Here is an 18,010-nt window from a genome sequence, read left to right as displayed (position 1 = left end):
CCACGATGAACAGCCAGTCCGAGCGCGAGGTCGTGCACAACCGGATCGCCATGCTCCGCGCAGAGCGCGGGATCTCCCGGCGCCAGTTGGCCACCGCGGTCGGGGTGCACTACCAGACCGTCGGCTACCTCGAACGCGGCGAGTACAGCCCGTCGTTGCACCTGGCCCTGCGGATCGCCGGCTACTTCGGCGTGCCCGTCGAGGTCGTCTTCGCCACCGAGCCGTTCCCGCGCCTGGGTGAGTGAGGTGCCCTGGGCGGTCCGCCACCTAGGATCCATGCTGTGACTGCAGAGTTGCCCGATCCACACTTCACCGTTGGCCGCCTCCGCGAGGGCTACGACATGGCCGAGGTCGACACCTTCATCGCGCAGGCCCGCCGCGACCTGGCGGCCGGCAGCCTCGAACCGGAACGGGTCGCACACGCGCGCTTCACCCCGGTCAGGCTGCGGGAGGGCTATGACATGGTTGAGGTCGACCTCTACCTGGACTCCCTCGAGCGGGCGGCGAGCGGGCAGCCGGTCGACACGGCGGCGCTGTCCAAGCCCCGCCCCACGGCTGTCGAAGAAGTCGGCGGCAACAGGTTCGGGCTGTGGTTCCTGGTGGCGGTGCTGATCGTCATCGCCATTGTCGGCCTCTCATCCCTCTTCGCCTGAGGGGCGGGTCATTGACTCGACGTCCAGTGCGGCATCCAGCTGGGCCAGGGTCAACTCGCCCCGATCGACGAACCCCATCGCCAGCACCGTCTCCCGGATCGTCGCCCCCTCGGCGAGCGCCCGCTTGGCCACCTTCGCCGCCTGCTCGTAGCCGAGGTAGGCGTTCAGCGGGGTGACCACCGAGGGTGAGGACTCGGCGTACCGCCTCATCCGCTCGGCGTTGGCGGTGATCCCGTCCACGCACCTGGTCGCCAGCGCCGTCGATGCGTTCGCCAGCAGTCGGATCGACTCCAGCACGTTGCGGGCCATCACCGGCATCATCACGTTCAGCTCGAAGTTGCCCGCGGCGCCCCCCCAGGCCACCGCGGCGTCGTTGCCGACCACCTGCGCGCAGACCATCAGGGTCGCCTCGGGGAGCACCGGGTTCACCTTGCCGGGCATGATCGAGGAGCCCGGTTGCAGGTCCGGCAGTGCGATTTCGGCGAGCCCGGTGGTGGGGCCCGATCCCATCCAGCGCAGGTCGTTGCAGATCTTGGTGAGCCCGACGGCGTAGGTGCGCAGCACCCCGGAGAGCTCCACAAGAGAGTCACGCGCCCCCTGCGCCTCGAAGTGGTTGCGGGCCTCGGTGAACGGCTGACCGGTGAGCGTGGCCAGCTCGGCGATACCGGCGGCACCGAAACCCGGCGGAGTGTTGATCCCGGTGCCCACCGCCGTGCCGCCGAGCGGCAACTCCCGGACCCGGGGGAGTACGCCGTCCAAGCGCTCCACGGCGTACCGCACCGCGGCCGCATAGCCGGAGAACTCCTGACCCAGCGTCACCGGTGTGGCATCCATCAGGTGGGTGCGCCCGGACTTCACCAGTCCGTCGTACTCATCCGCCTTGGCCTCCAGTGAGCCGGCGAGCACCTCCAGTGCCGGCATCAGGTCCTCGACCACGGCCAGGGTCGCGGCCACATGGATCGCGGTGGGGAACGCGTCGTTGGAGGACTGGCTGGCGTTCACGTGGTCGTTGGGATGCGCCTCGCGGTTGCCGGTCGAGACCAGCGTTGCGATCACCTCGTTGGCGTTCATGTTCGAGCTCGTGCCCGACCCGGTCTGGAAGACGTCGACCGGGAACGCGTCGTCGTGCTTCCCGGCGGCGACCTGCAGCGCCGCCTCGGCGATCGCCTCGGCGAGCGGGACCTCCAGCACGCCCAGGGTCCCGTTGGCGCGGGCCGCCGCGGCCTTGACCAGGCCCAGGCTGCGGATCAGCCGGGACTCCAACGGAGTCCCGGAGATGGCGAAGTTCTCCACAGCCCGCTGGGTCTGGGCCCGCCACAGTGCGTCCGCCGGGACCCGGACCTCACCCATGGAGTCGTGCTCGATGCGGAAGTTCATGCCTCCACTGTGACACCCCGCGGTTGAGAAGCGCGCCGGTGGCGGTCGCGGGCAAGGCATCGCCGTATCCGCGTGCAGTTCCGGTGGGGGTTTCATCAGAGGTATTGACCGTACGCACGGTCAGTGATTACACTCACTCTCACGACTAGGAGCTGAGTGCGGCAGTGCCGCCATCTGAGAGGGAGTGCGCCATGCCCGGGGACCACGTCGTGTCTGGTGACGCTGTGAGAAGCACAGCGGCACTGCGTGTCTCGGGAGTCAGCAAGAGCTTCAACGGCACCACGGTGCTCCACGACGTGGATCTCGAGGTGCCGCCCGGGACCGTTCACGCGCTCGTCGGCCACAACGGCTCCGGGAAGTCCACCCTGATCAAGGTGCTCGCGGGCTACCACCGTCCCGATCACGCCGTCGACGGTCACGTCTTCGGCGAGGTCTTCCGGCTCGGCGACCACACTTCGGCCGACGAGGTGGGGCTGCGGTTCGTCCACCAGGACCTGGGGCTGGTGGACGCACTCAGCGCTGTGGACAACCTGGCGTTGGGTGCCGGCTACCTGACCCGAGGCCGCACTGTGATCGACTGGCGACGCTCGACCGAGCGGACCTGGGAGGTCATCCGGTCCCTGGGCTTCGACTTCGACGTCCATCGTCCGGTTGGCGAACTCGGAGCCGCCCAACGGGCGGGCGTGGCCATTGCTCGCGCACTCCAGGACTGGTCCGGGAAACGGGCAGTCATCGTGCTTGACGAACCGACAGCGGCCATGCCGTCCAAGGAGGCCCAGACCCTGTTCCGTGCGGTGCGGCGGCTCCGCGAGCAGGGGCTCGGAGTTGTCTACGTGACCCACCACCTCAACGAGGTTCACGACCTCGCCGACGAAGTGACGGTGCTCCGCGGCGGCCGCGTGGTGGCCACACGACCTGCGGCAGAACTCTCCCATGACGACCTGGTCGACCTCATCCTCGGCGGCGCTGCCTCCACGCCAGCGGCTGCGCTCCCCAGTGCGCCGTCCTCGACAAGCCCCGTCAACGACGGTGTGGTGCTCGAGGCCAAGGACCTCACCACGGTGGGGCTGTCGGGGTTCAACCTCACGCTCCGGGTCGGCGAGGTCGTCGGGATCGCGGGTGTGGACGGATCGGGTCGAGGGTCGGTCATCCCAGCCATGGCAGGGGTCATCCCGCGCGCCGGTTCGCTGACGGTCGGCGGCGCCGAGGTCGCTCCGGGCGAACCGCGGCACGCGATCAAGGCCGGTCTCGGGCCGGTGCCCGCCGATCGGCTGCGCACGGCAGTGGTTCCCGACCTCGACGTCACGGCCAACCTCTCGATCGCTTCGCTGGGGAGTTTTCGTCGCTTCGGGCTGGTGGACGCGCAGGCCGAGCGTCGCGACGCGGTGGACTGGCTGTCCCGACTCACGGTCGATCTCGGGAAGGCGAACGATCCCATCCTGACGCTGAGCGGCGGGAACCAGCAGAAGGTGATCGTCGGTCGCTGGCTGCGGCGCCAACCCAAGGTGATCGCCCTGGACGAGCCCACGCAAGGTGTGGATGTCGGCGCCCGAGGTCACATCTATGCGCTGTTGCGCGACGCGACCCGCTCAGGAAGTGGCGTCCTCATGGCGTCGACGGACAGCGAGGAACTCGCCGCAGAGTGCGACCGGGTGGTCGTGGTGGCCCACGGCCGGATCGTCGGCGAGTTGGCGGGCGACCAGCTCACTGTCCAAGCAATCGACTCACTTGCCCTGTCCGCCAAGAAATGAGAACTGACGTGACTATCGAAGAACAGTTGCCCACCACCGACCGCGCGGCTGACGCCGATGTCAGCGTGGTCCCGTTCTGGCGTCGCGTCCCGCGGCCCTTGCCCTTCTCCCGCTATAGCGGTGTGTACGGACTGGTGCTCGTGATCGCGTACTTCACGATCACGCTGCCCGGCGTCTTCTTCTCCGAGGTCACGCTCACCACTGCGCTTGCCAGCGTGGCGATCACCGGAGTCCTTGCCATCGGCGTCATGATTCCCTTTGCGGCAGGCTTGTTCGACCTGTCGTTCGCGAGCGTGGCCGGATTCTCGATGGTGATGATGATCTGGCTCTCGGTGCAAACGACGTACCCGGAGGTGGTCCTCGCTGCGGTGGCGATTGCAGTCGCCACCGCTGTCGGGGCAATGAACGGCTTGCTGGTTGCCTATGTGAAGCTCCAGAGCTTCGTCGTCACCTTGGCGATGTCGTCGGTGGTGCTGGGACTCGCCGAGTATCTGACCAAGGGCGCCCAGATCTATGGGCTCTTCACGCAGGAGTTCAAGAATCTGGGACGGGGCGGCATCGGGCCCGTTCCCTACTTGGTGATCGTGCTCGCCGTGCTGGCTTTCGTGGCGTGGGTGTGGCTGGAGCACACTCCTGCTGGTCGTAAGACGCTCGCCGTCGGGAGCAACCCCGTCGCCAGCCGCTTGGCTGGCATCCACGTCGCGCGGGTCCAGTTCCTCGCGCTGGTCGCCTCGGGTGCCATCGCCGGATTGGCAGGGGTCCTGCTCGCGTCCCAGGTCGGTATTGCGTCGACAGTGACTGGCCCCGGCTACCTGTTCCCGACGATCGCGGCCGTGTTCTTGGGGGCCACTCAGGTCCGTGGTCGGGTCAACGTCGGTGGCACGGTCATCGCACTGCTTCTCATCGGCGCGGGGATCAAGGGACTTCAACTGTCCGGCGCCGAGCCGTGGGTGACCCACACCTTCAACGGCACGATCCTGCTCATCGCGATCGCGGCCGGGACATGGCGGACTCGGCGCGCCAGCGTCGGCCATTGAGTGAACCCGGCGGCCTCACCGAGGGGCTAAGGAAGCCGCTCCTGACGGCGGGAATCGCCGTCGTCACCCGAGAGAAAGAAGGAAACAATGTCGATCAAACAAACGGGAAGGCGCTGGCTGGCCGCCGGTGCCGTGGGAGCGCTGGTCCTGACCGGCTGCGCCTCGCGAGACAGCGACTCAGCCGGGAGTGACCGCACGCCCGTGGGTGAGACGTCGGAGCTGCTGACGCAGCCTACGGAGTTGCCGGTCACCGATCCGGTCGAGGGCGACATTCCGGCCGACATCACGGTTGCCTACCTCTACAACGGAATCGACCAATCGACGTCCTTCCTCAACGGCATGAAGGCTGCTGCGGCAGAGCTCGGCTGGACCATGCATGAGTTCAGCTACGATCCGGCGAACCCGGCATCGTTCCAGTCGGCGGTCATCTCTGCGGTCGAATCCGGCCCCGACGCGATGGTGACCAACACGCTCGTCCAGCAGCAGCTCGATCCCGTCTACGAGCTGACGAGCATGGCGGGCATCCCGCTCGTCGCGGCGACCTCCAGCGCGGTTGCCGACGAGAATCTATATCCGATCCTGACGACGCAGACAAACACGGCCCACGCCGCCAACCTCGCGGCGCAGCAGTTGGTGGTTGATGCAGGGGACACGCCGATCCACGTCGCTCAGGTGACAGTTCCGCAGTTTGCCGACACGCTCGGCTCGATGGCGGCCGAGGTCGAGAAGGTTGTCACTGGCGCATGTGATGAGTGCAGTCACGATCTCGTCGAGGTATCGCTGACCGACGTATTCACCGGTCAGCACGTCGGTCAGGTCGTGTCCTATCTGCAGGCCAACCCGGAGGTGAACTACCTCTTCGCCGACGCGGCTCAGATCTCGCTCGGACTCGATGCGCAGCTGCAGCAGGCCGGCCTCACCCAGATCCAGGTGTACGGCGCACTCCCGAGTCAGGCGCAGTTGAGTGCGGTCAAGGATGGCGCCCCCGGAGCTTGGGCGACGTTCCCGCTCGAGGTCATGGGATGGGCGATGATCGACACCGTCGCGCGTGCCGTGACAGGAGATGCCAGCAACCCGTGGCAGGACGCGACCCTCAGCTATGTCGTGAACGCCTCGAACGTCGACGCCATCGATGTTGCGAATCCCGTGTTCCCGGCCGACTACCGGGACCAGTTCAAGGAGCTGTGGGGCCGGAACTGATCGGCTGACCTCCCGACGAGCGTGGCCCTGACTGCCGGTTGGGGCCACGCTTCGTTCGCCCACCCTTCGCGGTGGCGGCTAGATCGGTGCCAGCTCGGCCGAGGCCGCCGCGTGCGCGATAGGCCGGCTCGGAGGACAGTTCCCTGAACGTATTGACTGACCGTATGGTCAGTCAGTAACCTTGGTGCATGCCCGACCCTTCTCTGAACGTTCGAGCCGCAATCCTTCGGGAGTCCGGCGGGCCGTTCTCGATCGAGGACGTCACCCTCGACGCACCAGGCGCGTCGGAGGTCGTGGTTCGGGTCGCCGGTGTCGGTATCTGCCACACGGATCTGCTCCCTCGGACGCCGGTGGTGAAGCCACCGGTGATCCCGGGACACGAGGCGTCGGGAGTCGTCGAGGCGGTCGGCGTTGCGGTCACCGGTGTCGCCGTCGGCGACCACGTGGTGTTGTCCTTCCGCTCGTGCGGCAGCTGCCGCAACTGCACCGACGCGCTGCCGGCCTACTGCGACTCCTTCTGGCCCCTCAACATGTCGGGCTTCCGCGAGGGACGTATGACGAACGCCGCAGACTCCGACGGTCGGCCGGTGCAGGCGCGGTGGTTCGGGCAGTCGTCGTTCGCCGACCGGTGCGTCGTCGACGCCCGCCAGGTGGTCAAGGTCGACGCCTCGCTCCCGCTGGAACTGCTGGGGCCGTTGAGCTGTGGTGTCCTCACCGGGGCCGGATCTGTGTTCGATTCCCTGGGGGTCGGCCCGGGCGACAGCATCGCGATCTTCGGTGCCGGGACCGTCGGCCTCTCCGCGGTGATGGCTGCCCGGGTCGCCGGCGCGACCACGATCGTTGCCGTCGACCTCAAGCCGGAGCGGCTCGACCTCGCCACGGAGCTTGGCGCAACGCACACCTTCCTCGCCACAACTCCGGATCTGACCGCGCAGATCCGCGCGCTCGTGCCTCGAGGCCTCGACTTCAGCCTCGACAACACCGGCGTCCCGTCGGTGATCGCGACCGCGGTCGACGTCCTCCGGCTGCGAGGGACGGCAGGGATGCTTGGGGTCGCTCTCAAGCCGATCCCGTTCACCCCACAGCAGTTCGCTATGGGGCGCACCGTCAAGGGGATCCTGATGGGCGATGCGGTCCCACAGCTTCTGATCCCGCGCCTGGTCGAACTGTGGCAGCAGGGCCGCTTCCCGTTCGACCGGCTGATCACCAACTTCGCGCTCGATGACATCAACGAGGCGGAGCGCGCGATGCATGCCGGCGACGTCATCAAGCCGGTGCTGCTTCTCAACCATCACAAGGACGGCGCATGATCACCTACGACTCCCTGTACGTCGACGGCCGCTGGCTGGCCCCGGTCGACCCGCTCCCGATCGACGTCCACTCGGCGAGCACCGAGGAGCTTGTCGGACGCGCGGTCGGTGGGGGACCGGCCGACATCGACGCCGCCGTCGGTGCGGCCCGGCGTGCGTTCGACGACCCGACCGGTTGGTCCACGTGGGACCCGGCCGCGCGCGCGGCCGCGCTCGAGAGGTTCGCCGACGAGTTGGTCGCCCGCGGCGAGGACACCGCGACCCGGGTCTCGCTCCAGAATGGCATGCCGATCCGGATCTCCCGCCAGGTCGAATCGACGGTGCCGGCAACCCTGCTGCGCTACTACGCCGACCTCGTCTCGAAGGCCGACATCGAAGAGGTCCGCCCCTCGCTGGTGTCGGGCTCGACAGCCGTACGACGTGAGCCGATCGGTGTCGTGGGCGCGATCGTGCCCTGGAACTTCCCGCAGACCCTCACCTTCTTCAAGCTGGCTCCCGCGCTGGCGGCGGGTTGCACGGTCGTGCTCAAGCCCGCGGTAGAGACGGCCCTCGATGCGCAGGTGGTAGGCGAAGCGGCAGCCGCGGCCCAGCTTCCCCCCGGCGTGATCAACATCGTGCCGGGCGACGGTCCCGGAGCCGGCATGCGTCTGGTGACCCACCCGCTCGTCGACAAGGTCGCGTTCACGGGGTCGACCGGAGTCGGCCGCATCATCGCCGAGGCATGTGGCCGGTTGCTTCGGCCGGTGACGCTGGAGCTCGGAGGCAAGTCGGCCGGCATCTTGCTGGACGACGTCGACCTCGGTCGGGCCATGAAGGCGATGTTCGCCGTCACCCTGCTCAACAGCGGCCAGAGCTGCTATGTCAGCTCCCGGATCCTGGCGCCGCGGAACCGGTACGACGAGGTGGTCGACGCCTTCACCGCACTCGCGAGCTCGGTTTCCGTCGGCGACGCGCTCGAGGAGTCGACGGTGATCGGACCACTGGTGAGCGCCCGCCAGCGTGACCGTGTCGAGGACTACATTGCCCGTGCCGTCGCGGACGGGGGCCGGATCACCACCGGGGGTGGGCGCCCGGCTGACAATGACCGGGGTTGGTTCGTGGAACCGACGATCGTCGCTGACGTCCACAACGACCACACTGTGGCACGCGAAGAGATCTTCGGCCCGGTGCTCGCGGTCATCCCCTATGAGGACGACGACGACGCGGTGCGCATCGCCAACGACTCCAACTACGGTCTTGCGGGCACGGTCTGGTCCTCCGACGTGGAGCGGGGCACGGCGGTGGCGCGGCGGATCCAGACGGGCACTGTCGGCGTCAACGGCTTCACCCTCGACCACGGTTCGCCGTTCGGTGGCATCAAGGACAGCGGTCTGGGCCGCGAACTCGGCCCCGAGGGGCTCGCGGCCTACCAACAACTCAAGTCCATCTATCTGCCGAGGTAGCAGTCCGTGATGAACCGAACCCGCCGAGCGCGCATACTGGCCTTCGCATTGTCGCGGTCGCTTCGGCCCTACACCGACCGCTCGCAGGCTGGTGGCTGCGATCTGCGGGTGCTCCGTGCCGTCACGGATGTCTATGGCTTGCTGTCGCTGCCGATCGGCGTGCGGACCAGGCTGGTCCGGAAGGGGGCGGTCCGCGGCTACTGGGTTCGTGGCAAGGACGCTCACCGCGGTCGGGGCATGATCCTCTATGTCCATGGCGGGGGATTCGTCTTCGGGTCGCTGCGTTCCCACCGCGACGTCGTTCGGCGACTGTCCGCGGCAAGCGGGTTGGCGGCCTTCTTCGTCGACTACCGACTCGCGCCGGAGCACCCGTTTCCCGCCGCCGCTGACGACGTCCTTGCGGCCTACCGGCTGCTGCTGCACGAGGGCATCGACCCGGGGAGGATCGTGCTCGCCGGTGACTCTGTCGGCGGCGCCCTGATCGGCAGCCTCCTCCACGACGTGCGGCGGATCGGCCTGCCGATGCCGGCTGCAGTCCATCTGATGTCACCCGCGCTCGACGTGACCGCAACTCGTGCGCTCCCTCGCGATTCGGCACGACGTGATCCGATGCTGTCCCCGCAGTATGGCCTTCGATGTGCGGCCTCCTACCTCGCAGGCGAGTCTCCGACGCACCCAAGGATCGCCGTGCTCGACCAGGACAAACGGGACTGGCCGCCCGTGCTCATCCAAGTGGGTAGCACCGAGTGCATGCTGGGCGATGCCGAGGCCCTCGCCGCCTCCCTTGCTGACGCCGGTGTCGAGCACCACATAGAGGTGTGGCCCGGGCAGGTGCACGTGTTCCAGGTCTTCACCTTCCTGCCAGAGGCACGCGTGGCGGTCGCGCGCGCAGGTCGGTTCATGCGGGAACAGGTCACACCGGGGGACACCGCTCCGGATTGGTCGGCAAAGGTCTCGTAGGATGTGACGGTAGACCGTCCGTGCGGTTTGTGTCGGACGATCAAGGAGAGGGAGGATACAGATGCCGAGACCAATCGGCCGGCGCGCCGAGATCCACGCGACATTCATCCACCACGTCGCGGAGCGCGGCTACGAGTCAACCAACCTCGGCGACATCGCTGCCGAACTCGGCATGTCCAAAGGCACGATCGTCCACCACTTCGGGACCAAGGCGCAGATGCTCCGTGAACTCGAGGAGACCTACATGACTCGCCAGCTAGCGGCGGTCGCATTGATGTGGGAGCGGTTGGCTAGGCCGGAGGAACGTGTCGCTGCTGTCATTCACGCGTCCGCACTGCTGCACGAGGTCGCGCGTGACGCGACCGTGGCGACCCAACGGGAGGTCGTCCAACTCGCCGCCGACCCCGCGATGCAGCAGGTCCGCAAACTTCGCCGCGAAATGCAGCAGACGGTGGTGCTCGAAGTGCGGCGGGGGATCGCCGCAGGGACCTTCCGCGACCTCGATCCCGAACTCACAGTCCTGCAGATGTTCGGCTCGCTCCAGTGGATGTGGGCCTGGTTCCGGCCGGATGGCTCCTGGCGGCCCGAGCAGGTCGGAAGTGCGTTCGTTGACGTCGTGCTCGGCGGGATCCTCGTCAAGCGGTCGCGTCTTAAGGATCTTGCGGATCCGGTCGGCGGGATCGTGGCGACGGTCCGAACATGCCTCGAAGAAGCCCAATCGACCTGACCTCGAGCGCGTTCAGAGCCGCTCGATCACCAAGGCGTTGGCCAGCCCACCTGCCTCGCATACTGTCTGCAGTCCATAGCGCCCACCGGTGCTCTCCAGGTGCGTGACCAGCGTGCCCAACAGGCGGGTGCCGGTCGAACCCAGCGCGTGCCCCAACGCGATGGCCCCGCCCCGCGGGTTGAGGCGGGCGAGGTCTGCCCCGACCTCCCGTGCCCACACGAGGGGCACCGGGGCGAAGGCCTCGTTGACCTCGTAGGCATCGATGTCATCCATGTCGAGTCCTGCGCGCGCCAAGGCCTGACGCGTGGCCGGGATCGGTGCGGTGAACATGATCTCGGGGTCAGCCGCCGCCAGTCCGAAGGACACGAAACGTGCCCGTGGAGTGAGCCCCAGTTCGGTCGCGCGCTCGCCGCTCATGATCAGAACTGCGGAAGCACCATCAGTCAGTGGAGAACTGTTGCCGGGCGTGATCCGCCAGTCGATCTCGGGATACCTGGCAGCGACAGCGTTGTCGACGAACGCCGGCCTCAGTTCGGCGAGCGACTCCGCGGTGGTGCCGGGACGCACCGTCTCATCCGTGACGTGTGCCCCCGGGTTTCCATCGGCATCGATGATCGGCACCGGAACGATGTCGCGATCGAAGAGCCCTTGTTCCATCGCCTCGGCGGCGAGCCGGTGTGAGCGTGCGGCGTACTCGTCCATCTCCTCGCGGGTGACCTTCCAGCGAGCGGCGAGCAGTTCGGCGGCGTAGCCCTGAGGGATGAGACCGAGCGGATAGCGCTTCGTGATCCGCTCGCCGTAGATGTCCTTGCCCATCGTGCTGGAGAACATCGGTACCCGGCTCATCGACTCCACGCCGGCGGCCACGACGACGTCGTAGGCGCCGGCGAGCACGCCCTGGGCCGCGAAGGTGACAGCCTGCTGGCTCGAGCCGCACTGTCGGTCGACCGTGGTCCCTGGCACGCTCTCAGGGAAGCCGGCGGCCAACACGGCCTGTCGGGCGAGGTTGCCGGTCTGCTCGCCAGCTTGGGAGACACAGCCGACGATCACGTCGTCGATCACCGCGGGGTCGACGCCCGTGCGCGCCACGAGGGCTTCGAGCACCTCGGCGAGCAGGTCGACCGGGTGGACGCCCGAGAGGGCGCCACCGGGCTTTCCCCTACCGGAGGCGGTGCGAGCGGCGTCGACGAGGACTGCGTGGGTCATGAGTCTCCTTCGGTGGCGGGGTGGCGGGTCGGCGGCTCGTAGCCGATCCCGCCGGTGACGGGTGATCCATCCTTGGCGGGCACGTACGTCATCGCCCGCTCGGCCAGGGCGGTGATGCTGAGGCTCGGGTTGACACCCGCGTTCGCGGGCATCGCGGACCCGTCGGTCACCAGGAGGTTCCGGTAGCCGAACACGCGATGGTGCGGATCGACGACGCCCGTGGCGGGATCGGTGCCGACGACTGCGCCGCCCAGGATGTGCGCGGTGAATGACATGTTGAACGCCTCGGTGGCCCACAGTTGCGGGATCGCGTCGTACTTCTTCGCCATCGCCGCGAGGAACTCGTTGACCTCCGGGATGATCGTCGGGTTGCGGTTGTCGGGGTCCTGGTGCGTCTGCAGGCGTACGCCGCCCCGCAGCCGACGCTTGCGTGTGAACTGGAGTGCGCCATCACGGTTCCACATCGCCCCGAACGCCATCGAGCGTGTGGACCAGCCCTTGGGGTTGGAGGCGCGCAGGAAGTCGATGGGGTGCAGCAGGATCTGCAGGAGCAGCTTCAGTGGGCGAGTGAGCCGGCTCCCGGCACCGGTCATCGGCAGGAAGAGCAGCCCCATCGAGTCGGCCTTGCCGCCATAGGTGACGCTCTCGAAGTGCATCTCGTCACTGCGCCACAGGCTGCCGGTGATGCTCAAGCCGTCGCCGATGTCGGCCGACCTGTCACGCAGCGTGATCGCCCCGATCGACTCGGCATTGGTGCGCACCTCGTGGCCGAGCTGGTCACTGAGCGCAGCGAGCGTTCCCCGCTCCTTGCAGCTTGCGAGCAGCTGGTTCGTGCCGATCGGTCCGGCCGCGACAACGACTCCAGCCGCGCGGAGCACCTTCCGGTCCTTCCGCACCCACGCGCCGGCGCGCTCGGACGTCACCAGGTAACCGTCGGAGCCATCGTCCACTCCGGCCGGTCGGACGTCGGTGACCATGCGCTGAGGGTGGATCTCTACGCCGCGGCGCTCGGCGAGGTGGAGGTAGTTCTTGTCGAGGGTGTTCTTGGCGTTGTGCTTGCAACCGACCATGCACTCGCCGCAGAACACGCACCCGGCCCGGTCGGGGCCCTCGCCGCCGAAGTAGGGGTCCGGCACGGTCTTGCCAGGCTCGCCGAGGAACACGCCCACCCGCGTGGGGTGGAAGCGCTCCAGATCCAGATGGAGGTCCGCCGCGGTGGCGAGAACCATCTCGTCACGCGAGCTCGGCCGAGGGTTGTCAGTGACACCCAGCATCCGTTCGGCGACGTCGTAGTAGGGGTCGAGGTCGGTCGGCTCCCCGAGCGCCCTGCTCACCTCGTCGCGGAACCGCTCGGTGCCGCGGTAGAGGGTCTCGCCGTACACCAGGCTGCCGCCGCCGACGCCGACCCCGCTGATGATCGACACGTCCTTGAACGGGGTGAGCCGCAGGATGCCGCGGAGGCCCAGCCGCGGCATCCAGAAGTACTTGCGCACCTCCCACGCCGTCTTCGGCAGATCCTCGGTCGCGTAGCGGTTCCCGCATTCCAGGACGCACACCGAGTAGCCACGCTCGACCAGCCTCAGTGCGGCCACGCTGCCGCCGAATCCTGAGCCGATCACGATCCAGTCGTAGTCGAGATCGTTGGAAGTCATGGACTCAGAGTATTGACTGTACGGGCGGTCAGTCAATATGATGACGCAAGTCACACGTGCAGAGTCGGTTCTGAGGAGGCCCAATGTCATACTTCGCGGACGCGGACGAGGTCTACAAGTACATCGGGGGTGCGTTCCGGCTCGCCGACAGCGACGAGAAGGTCGGACCCAAGCTGCGCGCAGCCGGCGTCACGTTGCGGTTGGACTACTCCAATCCCTCTGCGATCCTCACCGTTCGATTGGACCCGGGCGGCATCGAGGTCATCGAAGGGGAGTGCGACGTCAAGTCGGACGTGACGATCAGCATGTCGGCCGACAACGCCAACAAGTTCTGGCGGGGCGAGTACAACGCCACCGTCGGGATGGCCAAGGGCGAGGCGAAGACCCGAGGCCCCGTGGGCAAGATCCTCAAACTGCTGCCGGCAGCCAAGCCGGTCTTCCCGCTCTACAAGCAGCTGGTTGCCGAGAAGGACGCGGCGCAGTCATGAGCGGCAAGAACACTACGGCTGACGTGCCGCACTTCTCGATGTACATCGACGGGGAGTGGGTCGACACCGGGGCGTCGTACGAGATCCGCAGCTCGGCGACCGAGGAGCTCGTGGCCACGGTCGCCCGCGGCGACCTCGAGCACGCCGACCGTGCCGTCGCCGCAGCCAAGGCGGCGCACGAGGAGGGCACCTGGCGCCGTACGTCGCCGGCGGAGCGCTCCGCGATCCTCCAGCGGGTCACCGAACGGTTCGCCGAGCGCACCGAGGAGCTCGCCCTCCTGCACGCTCAGGAGATCGGCGCCACGATCCGGATGTGCGAGCCGTTCCACTTCGGTGCGTCGCTCGGGCACATGCAGTACCTCGCGGAGCTCGCAGGTCGCTACGAGTTCGAGTCCGGGGGGCCAAACCTGCATCCCGTCCTGGCTGCCGGGAAGACCCGACGCGAGCCGATCGGAGTCTGCGCCGCGATCGTGCCCTGGAACATCCCGCTCGTCCTCTCGGTCTGGAAGGTCTTTCCCGCGCTCGGAGCGGGCAACACCGTGGTCATCAAGCCTGACGAGCACGCACCGCTGATGCTCATCGAACTGGCCCGGGAGTTCGAAGCGGCAGGACTGCCGCCGGGCGTCTTCAATGTCATCACCGGGGAGGGGGAGATCGTGGGTGCCCGGCTCGCCGAGCACCCCGACGTCCGCAAGATCGGCTTCACGGGATCGACCGCAGTCGGCAAGGAGATCATGCGGGCCGCTGCCGGCAACGTCAAGAAGATCACCCTCGAGCTCGGCGGCAAGGGACCCAACATCGTTCTCGACGACGCCGACCTCGAGACTGCTGTCGACGGCTCGCTCTTCGCCTTCCTCGCCCACTCCGGGCAAGGCTGCGAGTCCGGCACGCGGTTGCTGCTGCAGAGCGCGATCCACGACGAGTTCGTGGAGCGGATGGTGCGGCGGATCAAGACACTGGTCATCGGTGACCCGCTCGACTACGACACCGACCTGGGGCCCGTCTACAGCGAGGCGCAACGCGACCGCATCCTGGGCTACGTCGAGGCTGGGAAGGCCGAGGGGGCGACGCTGGCGTGCGGGGGCGGCGTGCCGTCCGGCCCCCAGTTCGAGAAGGGCTGGTGGGTCGAGCCGACAGTCTTCACCGACGTCACCAACGACATGAGAATCGCCAGGGAAGAGATCTTCGGACCGGTCGTGTCCGTGATCAGATTCGACACGGTGGAGGAGGCAATCGCCATCGCGAACGACAGCGACTATGGACTGTCCGCAGGGGTCTGGACGCAGGACGCCCAACTCGCGTTTGACGTCGCCGAGGAACTCGAGGCCGGCATGGTCTGGATCAACGACTGGCACATCGCCCCGCCGGAGTACCCCTTCGGCGGTGTCAAGCAGAGCGGGCTCGGCCGCGAGGGCGGCCCCCGCGCCCTCGACGAGTACACCGAGCCCAAGTTCATCTCGTTCGACCTCTCCGGCGGGGTCGACGCCAAGCCCTACGGGCTTCTGTTCAGCACCCCTCCCAACTGATATCCAGGAGATTTCGATGTCCAACCCCACGACGTTCCCCGAGGCGTTCCAGCAGACCGTCGCCGCCCACTCCGATGAGCTCGCGCTGCGCAACCCCGACGACAGCATCAGCCTGACCTGGCGCCAGTACGGCGACGAGGTACGCCGTATCGCGGGCGGCCTGGCCGCTCTCGGGCTGAAGCGCGGCGACACGTTCATGTCGATGTTGACCAACCGCCCCGAGTTCAATCTCACCGAGGTGGCCGCGTCGCACCTCGGCGCCACGACGTACTCCGGCTACAACACCAACTCAGCCGAGCAGATCAACTACCTGCTCACCCATGCAGACACCAAGATCGTCGTCACTGAGCAGCAGTTCGTTGACCGGATCAAGGCGTCCGGTGTGGAGCTCGCCCACCTGCTCGTCGTGGAGAACGGCGACCTCGACAAACTGCAGCCAACCGACGACTTCGACTTCGCGGCGGCCTGGCGCGCAGTGCAACCCGAAGACGTACTCTGCCTGATCTACACCTCCGGCACCACCGGGAATCCGAAAGGCGTGGAACACACGCACGGGGGAGTGCTGCGGCTGATCGACTCCCTGGAGACGTACTGGCCCCTGGAGCCGGGAGACTCGACGATCTCCTATCTGCCGTCATGTCACGCGGCCGACCGGTTCTTCTGCCACTACTACGCGTTCGTCAAGGGCGCACAGGTCACCAGCGTGGCTGACCCGACCCAGCTGCCCCAGGTGCTCCCGCAGGTGCGGCCCACGACCTTCGCCGCCGTGCCCCGGATCTGGGAGAAGCTCAAGTTCGGCGTGGAAGCTCAGCTCGGTGCCGACGAGAAGCTGGCTGCGGCCTTCGAGGCGGGGGTGCCGCAGGTCGTGGACGCCGTCCGGGCCAAGATCGGCTTCGACCGGCTGAAGTGGGCGCTCTCGGGCGCCGCCGCGATCCCACCCCACGTGCATGCCTTCATGCAGAAGCTCGGTCTGCCGGTGGTGGAGATGTGGGGCATGTCCGAGTGCATGCTCGGCACCGGCACCACCCCGGATGAGGCCAGGATCGGCACCATCGGCAAGATCGCACCCGGCGCCGAGGCGAAGGTCCTCGACGACGGAGAGCTGCTGGTCCGGATGCCGTGGCTCATGCGCGGCTACCGGAACGAACCGGAGCGGACGGCCGAGGCGATCGACGCCGACGGCTGGCTGCACTCCGGGGACGTCGTGGTCGTCGACGATGCGGGCTACTTCAAGATCGTGGACCGCAAGAAGGAGCTGATCGTGAACTCCGGCGGCAAGAACATGTCGCCCAGCAACATCGAGGGCGCGATCTCGGCTGGCTCGCCGTTGGTCGGGCCGACGCTGGTGTACGGCGACGGCAAGTCCTACAACGTCGCGTTGATCACCCTCGACCCCGAGGTGGCTGCCATCTATGCCGGGAAGCTGGGGCTGGATGCCGACCCGGCCGGCTTGGTCAAGGACGAGCGCGTCCTGGCTGAGATCCAGGCGAGCGTCGACGCCGGCAACGAGAAGCTCTCGCGGATCGAGCAGATCAAGAGGTTCACCGTGCTGCCGGACTACTGGTTGCCGGGAGGCGACGAGATGACCCCGACCTCGAAGCTCAAGCGACGCCCGATCACTCGCAAGTACGCCGCGGAGATCGACAGCTTGTATGCCTCGACGGAGGCGTGATGCCCCAGAGGCGGCTCCTTTCCGCCCTCGTTGGCGCGGCGATGGCGGTCGTGCTGCTTGCCTCCCCCAGCGCTTCCGCCGGAGATGGCGGGCCTCCCGGCAGCCCACCCAGCCCACCCGGTCTGCCGGGCCCGCCCTACCAGACATCGGTCGCAGTGCTGGACCGGGCGGTCAACTGCACGCCCGACATCAAGGGACGCAAGACCGTGGTGCTGGTGCCCGGCACCGGAATGACGGTGAAGGAGACGTATGGCTGGGGATATGAACGAGCGCTGCCCGAGGCCGGGTTCGGTGTCTGCACCGTGGAGTTGGCAGATCGATCGTTGGTGAGCGTCTACAACCAGGCCGACTACATGGTCTACGCGATCCGGAAGGCGCGCGAGCTGTCCGGACGGAAGGTCGCGGTGATCGGCCATAGTCAGGGCGGCTCGCATCCGCTGTGGGCGATGACGTTCTGGCCGGACGTGCGGGCCGCAGTTGACGACTACATCGGCCTCGCACCCGGTGTGACCGGCACTCGGCTCGGAGACGTGGTCTGTGCATCGGGCTCGTGCGCCGCGATCGCGTGGCAGGTGCGGTTCGGTTCGACCTACATCAACCGGCTGCATGAAGGCGGCTTGCCAGTCGGCCCGTCCTACACCAGCATCTACACCACGTTCGATGAGATCGTCTTCCCGCAACCAGCGGGAAGCCACATCCCGGGCGGCAGCAACATCTCGGTGCAGTCGGTATGCCCCCTCCGTGTGGTGGAACACGCCACGATCGTCGCCGATAGCGTGGCCTGGGCGCTCACCATCGACGCGCTCACCCATCCCGGGCCTGCGGATCCGTCGCGACTCACCAATCGGCTCGGGCTGTGCCTCAACCGGTTCATGCCGCGGATCGACTTGGTCGGCATGGCCCTCGGCCTGGCCTCTGGTGGCGGCCATGCGCTGACCGGGCTGGTCACCGCGCCGCAGGTGACCGCGGAACCGCCCCTGCCCGACTACGCCGACTGAGGATGGGGAGA

The 18,010-nt window shown here is 67.5% G+C and carries 16 protein-coding genes; 13 read left to right on the top strand and 3 right to left on the bottom strand.

Annotated features, from left to right (window positions below):
- Positions 1-5 precede the first annotated feature (5 nt).
- Positions 6-245, top strand: coding sequence for a helix-turn-helix transcriptional regulator (locus JKG67_RS09300; RefSeq protein ID WP_203336999.1), 240 nt, complete (start codon positions 6-8; stop codon positions 243-245).
- A gap of 36 nt (positions 246-281) precedes the next feature.
- Positions 282-653, top strand: a complete 372-nt coding sequence (locus JKG67_RS18870; RefSeq protein ID WP_307816488.1) for a DivIVA domain-containing protein — start codon at positions 282-284, stop codon at positions 651-653.
- On the opposite strand, the gene JKG67_RS09290 is transcribed toward JKG67_RS18870, so the two are convergent.
- Complete coding sequence (locus JKG67_RS09290; protein ID WP_203336998.1) at positions 636-2,030, bottom strand: class II fumarate hydratase; 1,395 nt, start codon at positions 2,028-2,030, stop codon at positions 636-638. The genes JKG67_RS18870 and JKG67_RS09290 overlap by 18 nt on opposite strands.
- A 224-nt stretch (positions 2,031-2,254) precedes the next feature.
- Here JKG67_RS09290 and JKG67_RS09285 point away from each other — a divergent pair, with 224 nt between their 5' ends.
- From JKG67_RS09285 to JKG67_RS09255, 7 genes are all read left to right on the top strand, one after another.
- Positions 2,255-3,781 carry a sugar ABC transporter ATP-binding protein gene (locus JKG67_RS09285; protein ID WP_203336997.1) on the top strand — a complete coding sequence of 509 codons (1,527 nt, stop codon included), beginning with the start codon at positions 2,255-2,257 and terminating at the stop codon, positions 3,779-3,781.
- A gap of 8 nt (positions 3,782-3,789) precedes the next feature.
- Positions 3,790-4,818: an ABC transporter permease gene (locus JKG67_RS09280; RefSeq protein WP_203336996.1), complete on the top strand. Its 1,029-nt coding sequence runs from the start codon at positions 3,790-3,792 to the stop codon at positions 4,816-4,818.
- A gap of 87 nt (positions 4,819-4,905) precedes the next feature.
- Complete coding sequence (locus tag JKG67_RS09275) at positions 4,906-6,018, top strand: sugar ABC transporter substrate-binding protein (protein ID WP_203336995.1); 1,113 nt, start codon at positions 4,906-4,908, stop codon at positions 6,016-6,018.
- Between the two features lie 188 nt (positions 6,019-6,206).
- A complete protein-coding gene (locus JKG67_RS09270; protein WP_203336994.1) occupies positions 6,207-7,328 on the top strand; it encodes an NAD(P)-dependent alcohol dehydrogenase in 1,122 nt (373 codons plus the stop codon).
- The gene (locus tag JKG67_RS09265) at positions 7,325-8,770 is read left to right on the top strand and encodes an aldehyde dehydrogenase (protein ID WP_203336993.1); all 1,446 of its coding nucleotides are present in this window, start codon (positions 7,325-7,327) and stop codon (positions 8,768-8,770) included. The genes JKG67_RS09270 and JKG67_RS09265 overlap by 4 nt, the downstream gene beginning before the upstream one ends.
- A 9-nt stretch (positions 8,771-8,779) precedes the next feature.
- The gene (locus JKG67_RS09260) at positions 8,780-9,730 is read left to right on the top strand and encodes an alpha/beta hydrolase (RefSeq protein ID WP_203336992.1); all 951 of its coding nucleotides are present in this window, start codon (positions 8,780-8,782) and stop codon (positions 9,728-9,730) included.
- Between the two features lie 61 nt (positions 9,731-9,791).
- Positions 9,792-10,457: a TetR/AcrR family transcriptional regulator gene (locus tag JKG67_RS09255; protein WP_203336991.1), complete on the top strand. Its 666-nt coding sequence runs from the start codon at positions 9,792-9,794 to the stop codon at positions 10,455-10,457.
- 12 nt (positions 10,458-10,469) lie between these two features.
- Here JKG67_RS09255 and JKG67_RS09250 read toward each other — a convergent pair whose 3' ends face one another.
- Positions 10,470-11,663: a thiolase family protein gene (locus JKG67_RS09250; protein ID WP_203336990.1), complete on the bottom strand. Its 1,194-nt coding sequence runs from the start codon at positions 11,661-11,663 to the stop codon at positions 10,470-10,472.
- On the bottom strand, positions 11,660-13,315 hold the full coding sequence (locus JKG67_RS09245) for a GMC oxidoreductase (RefSeq protein WP_203336989.1): 1,656 nt from the start codon (positions 13,313-13,315) through the stop codon (positions 11,660-11,662). The genes JKG67_RS09250 and JKG67_RS09245 overlap by 4 nt, the downstream gene beginning before the upstream one ends.
- Positions 13,316-13,398: 83 nt before the next feature.
- Between JKG67_RS09245 and JKG67_RS09240 the strand changes: the two genes are divergently transcribed.
- Genes JKG67_RS09240 through JKG67_RS09225 form a run of 4 tightly spaced genes read left to right on the top strand, consistent with a single transcriptional unit; the run spans position 13,399 to position 17,999 of the window.
- On the top strand, positions 13,399-13,803 hold the full coding sequence (locus tag JKG67_RS09240; protein ID WP_203336988.1) for an SCP2 sterol-binding domain-containing protein: 405 nt from the start codon (positions 13,399-13,401) through the stop codon (positions 13,801-13,803).
- A complete protein-coding gene (locus tag JKG67_RS09235; protein ID WP_203336987.1) occupies positions 13,800-15,329 on the top strand; it encodes an aldehyde dehydrogenase family protein in 1,530 nt (509 codons plus the stop codon). The genes JKG67_RS09240 and JKG67_RS09235 overlap by 4 nt, the downstream gene beginning before the upstream one ends.
- Positions 15,330-15,345: 16 nt before the next feature.
- Positions 15,346-17,001 carry an AMP-dependent synthetase/ligase gene (locus JKG67_RS09230; protein WP_203336986.1) on the top strand — a complete coding sequence of 552 codons (1,656 nt, stop codon included), beginning with the start codon at positions 15,346-15,348 and terminating at the stop codon, positions 16,999-17,001.
- The gene (locus JKG67_RS09225) at positions 17,001-17,999 is read left to right on the top strand and encodes a lipase family alpha/beta hydrolase (protein WP_203336985.1); all 999 of its coding nucleotides are present in this window, start codon (positions 17,001-17,003) and stop codon (positions 17,997-17,999) included. The genes JKG67_RS09230 and JKG67_RS09225 overlap by 1 nt, the downstream gene beginning before the upstream one ends.
- Positions 18,000-18,010: the final 11 nt, after the last annotated feature.

Source organism: Nocardioides limicola, from assembly GCF_016827675.1.
GTDB classification, from domain to species: Bacteria; Actinomycetota; Actinomycetes; order Propionibacteriales; family Nocardioidaceae; genus Nocardioides; species Nocardioides limicola.
This window is presented reverse-complemented; position numbering and strand designations above follow the sequence as displayed.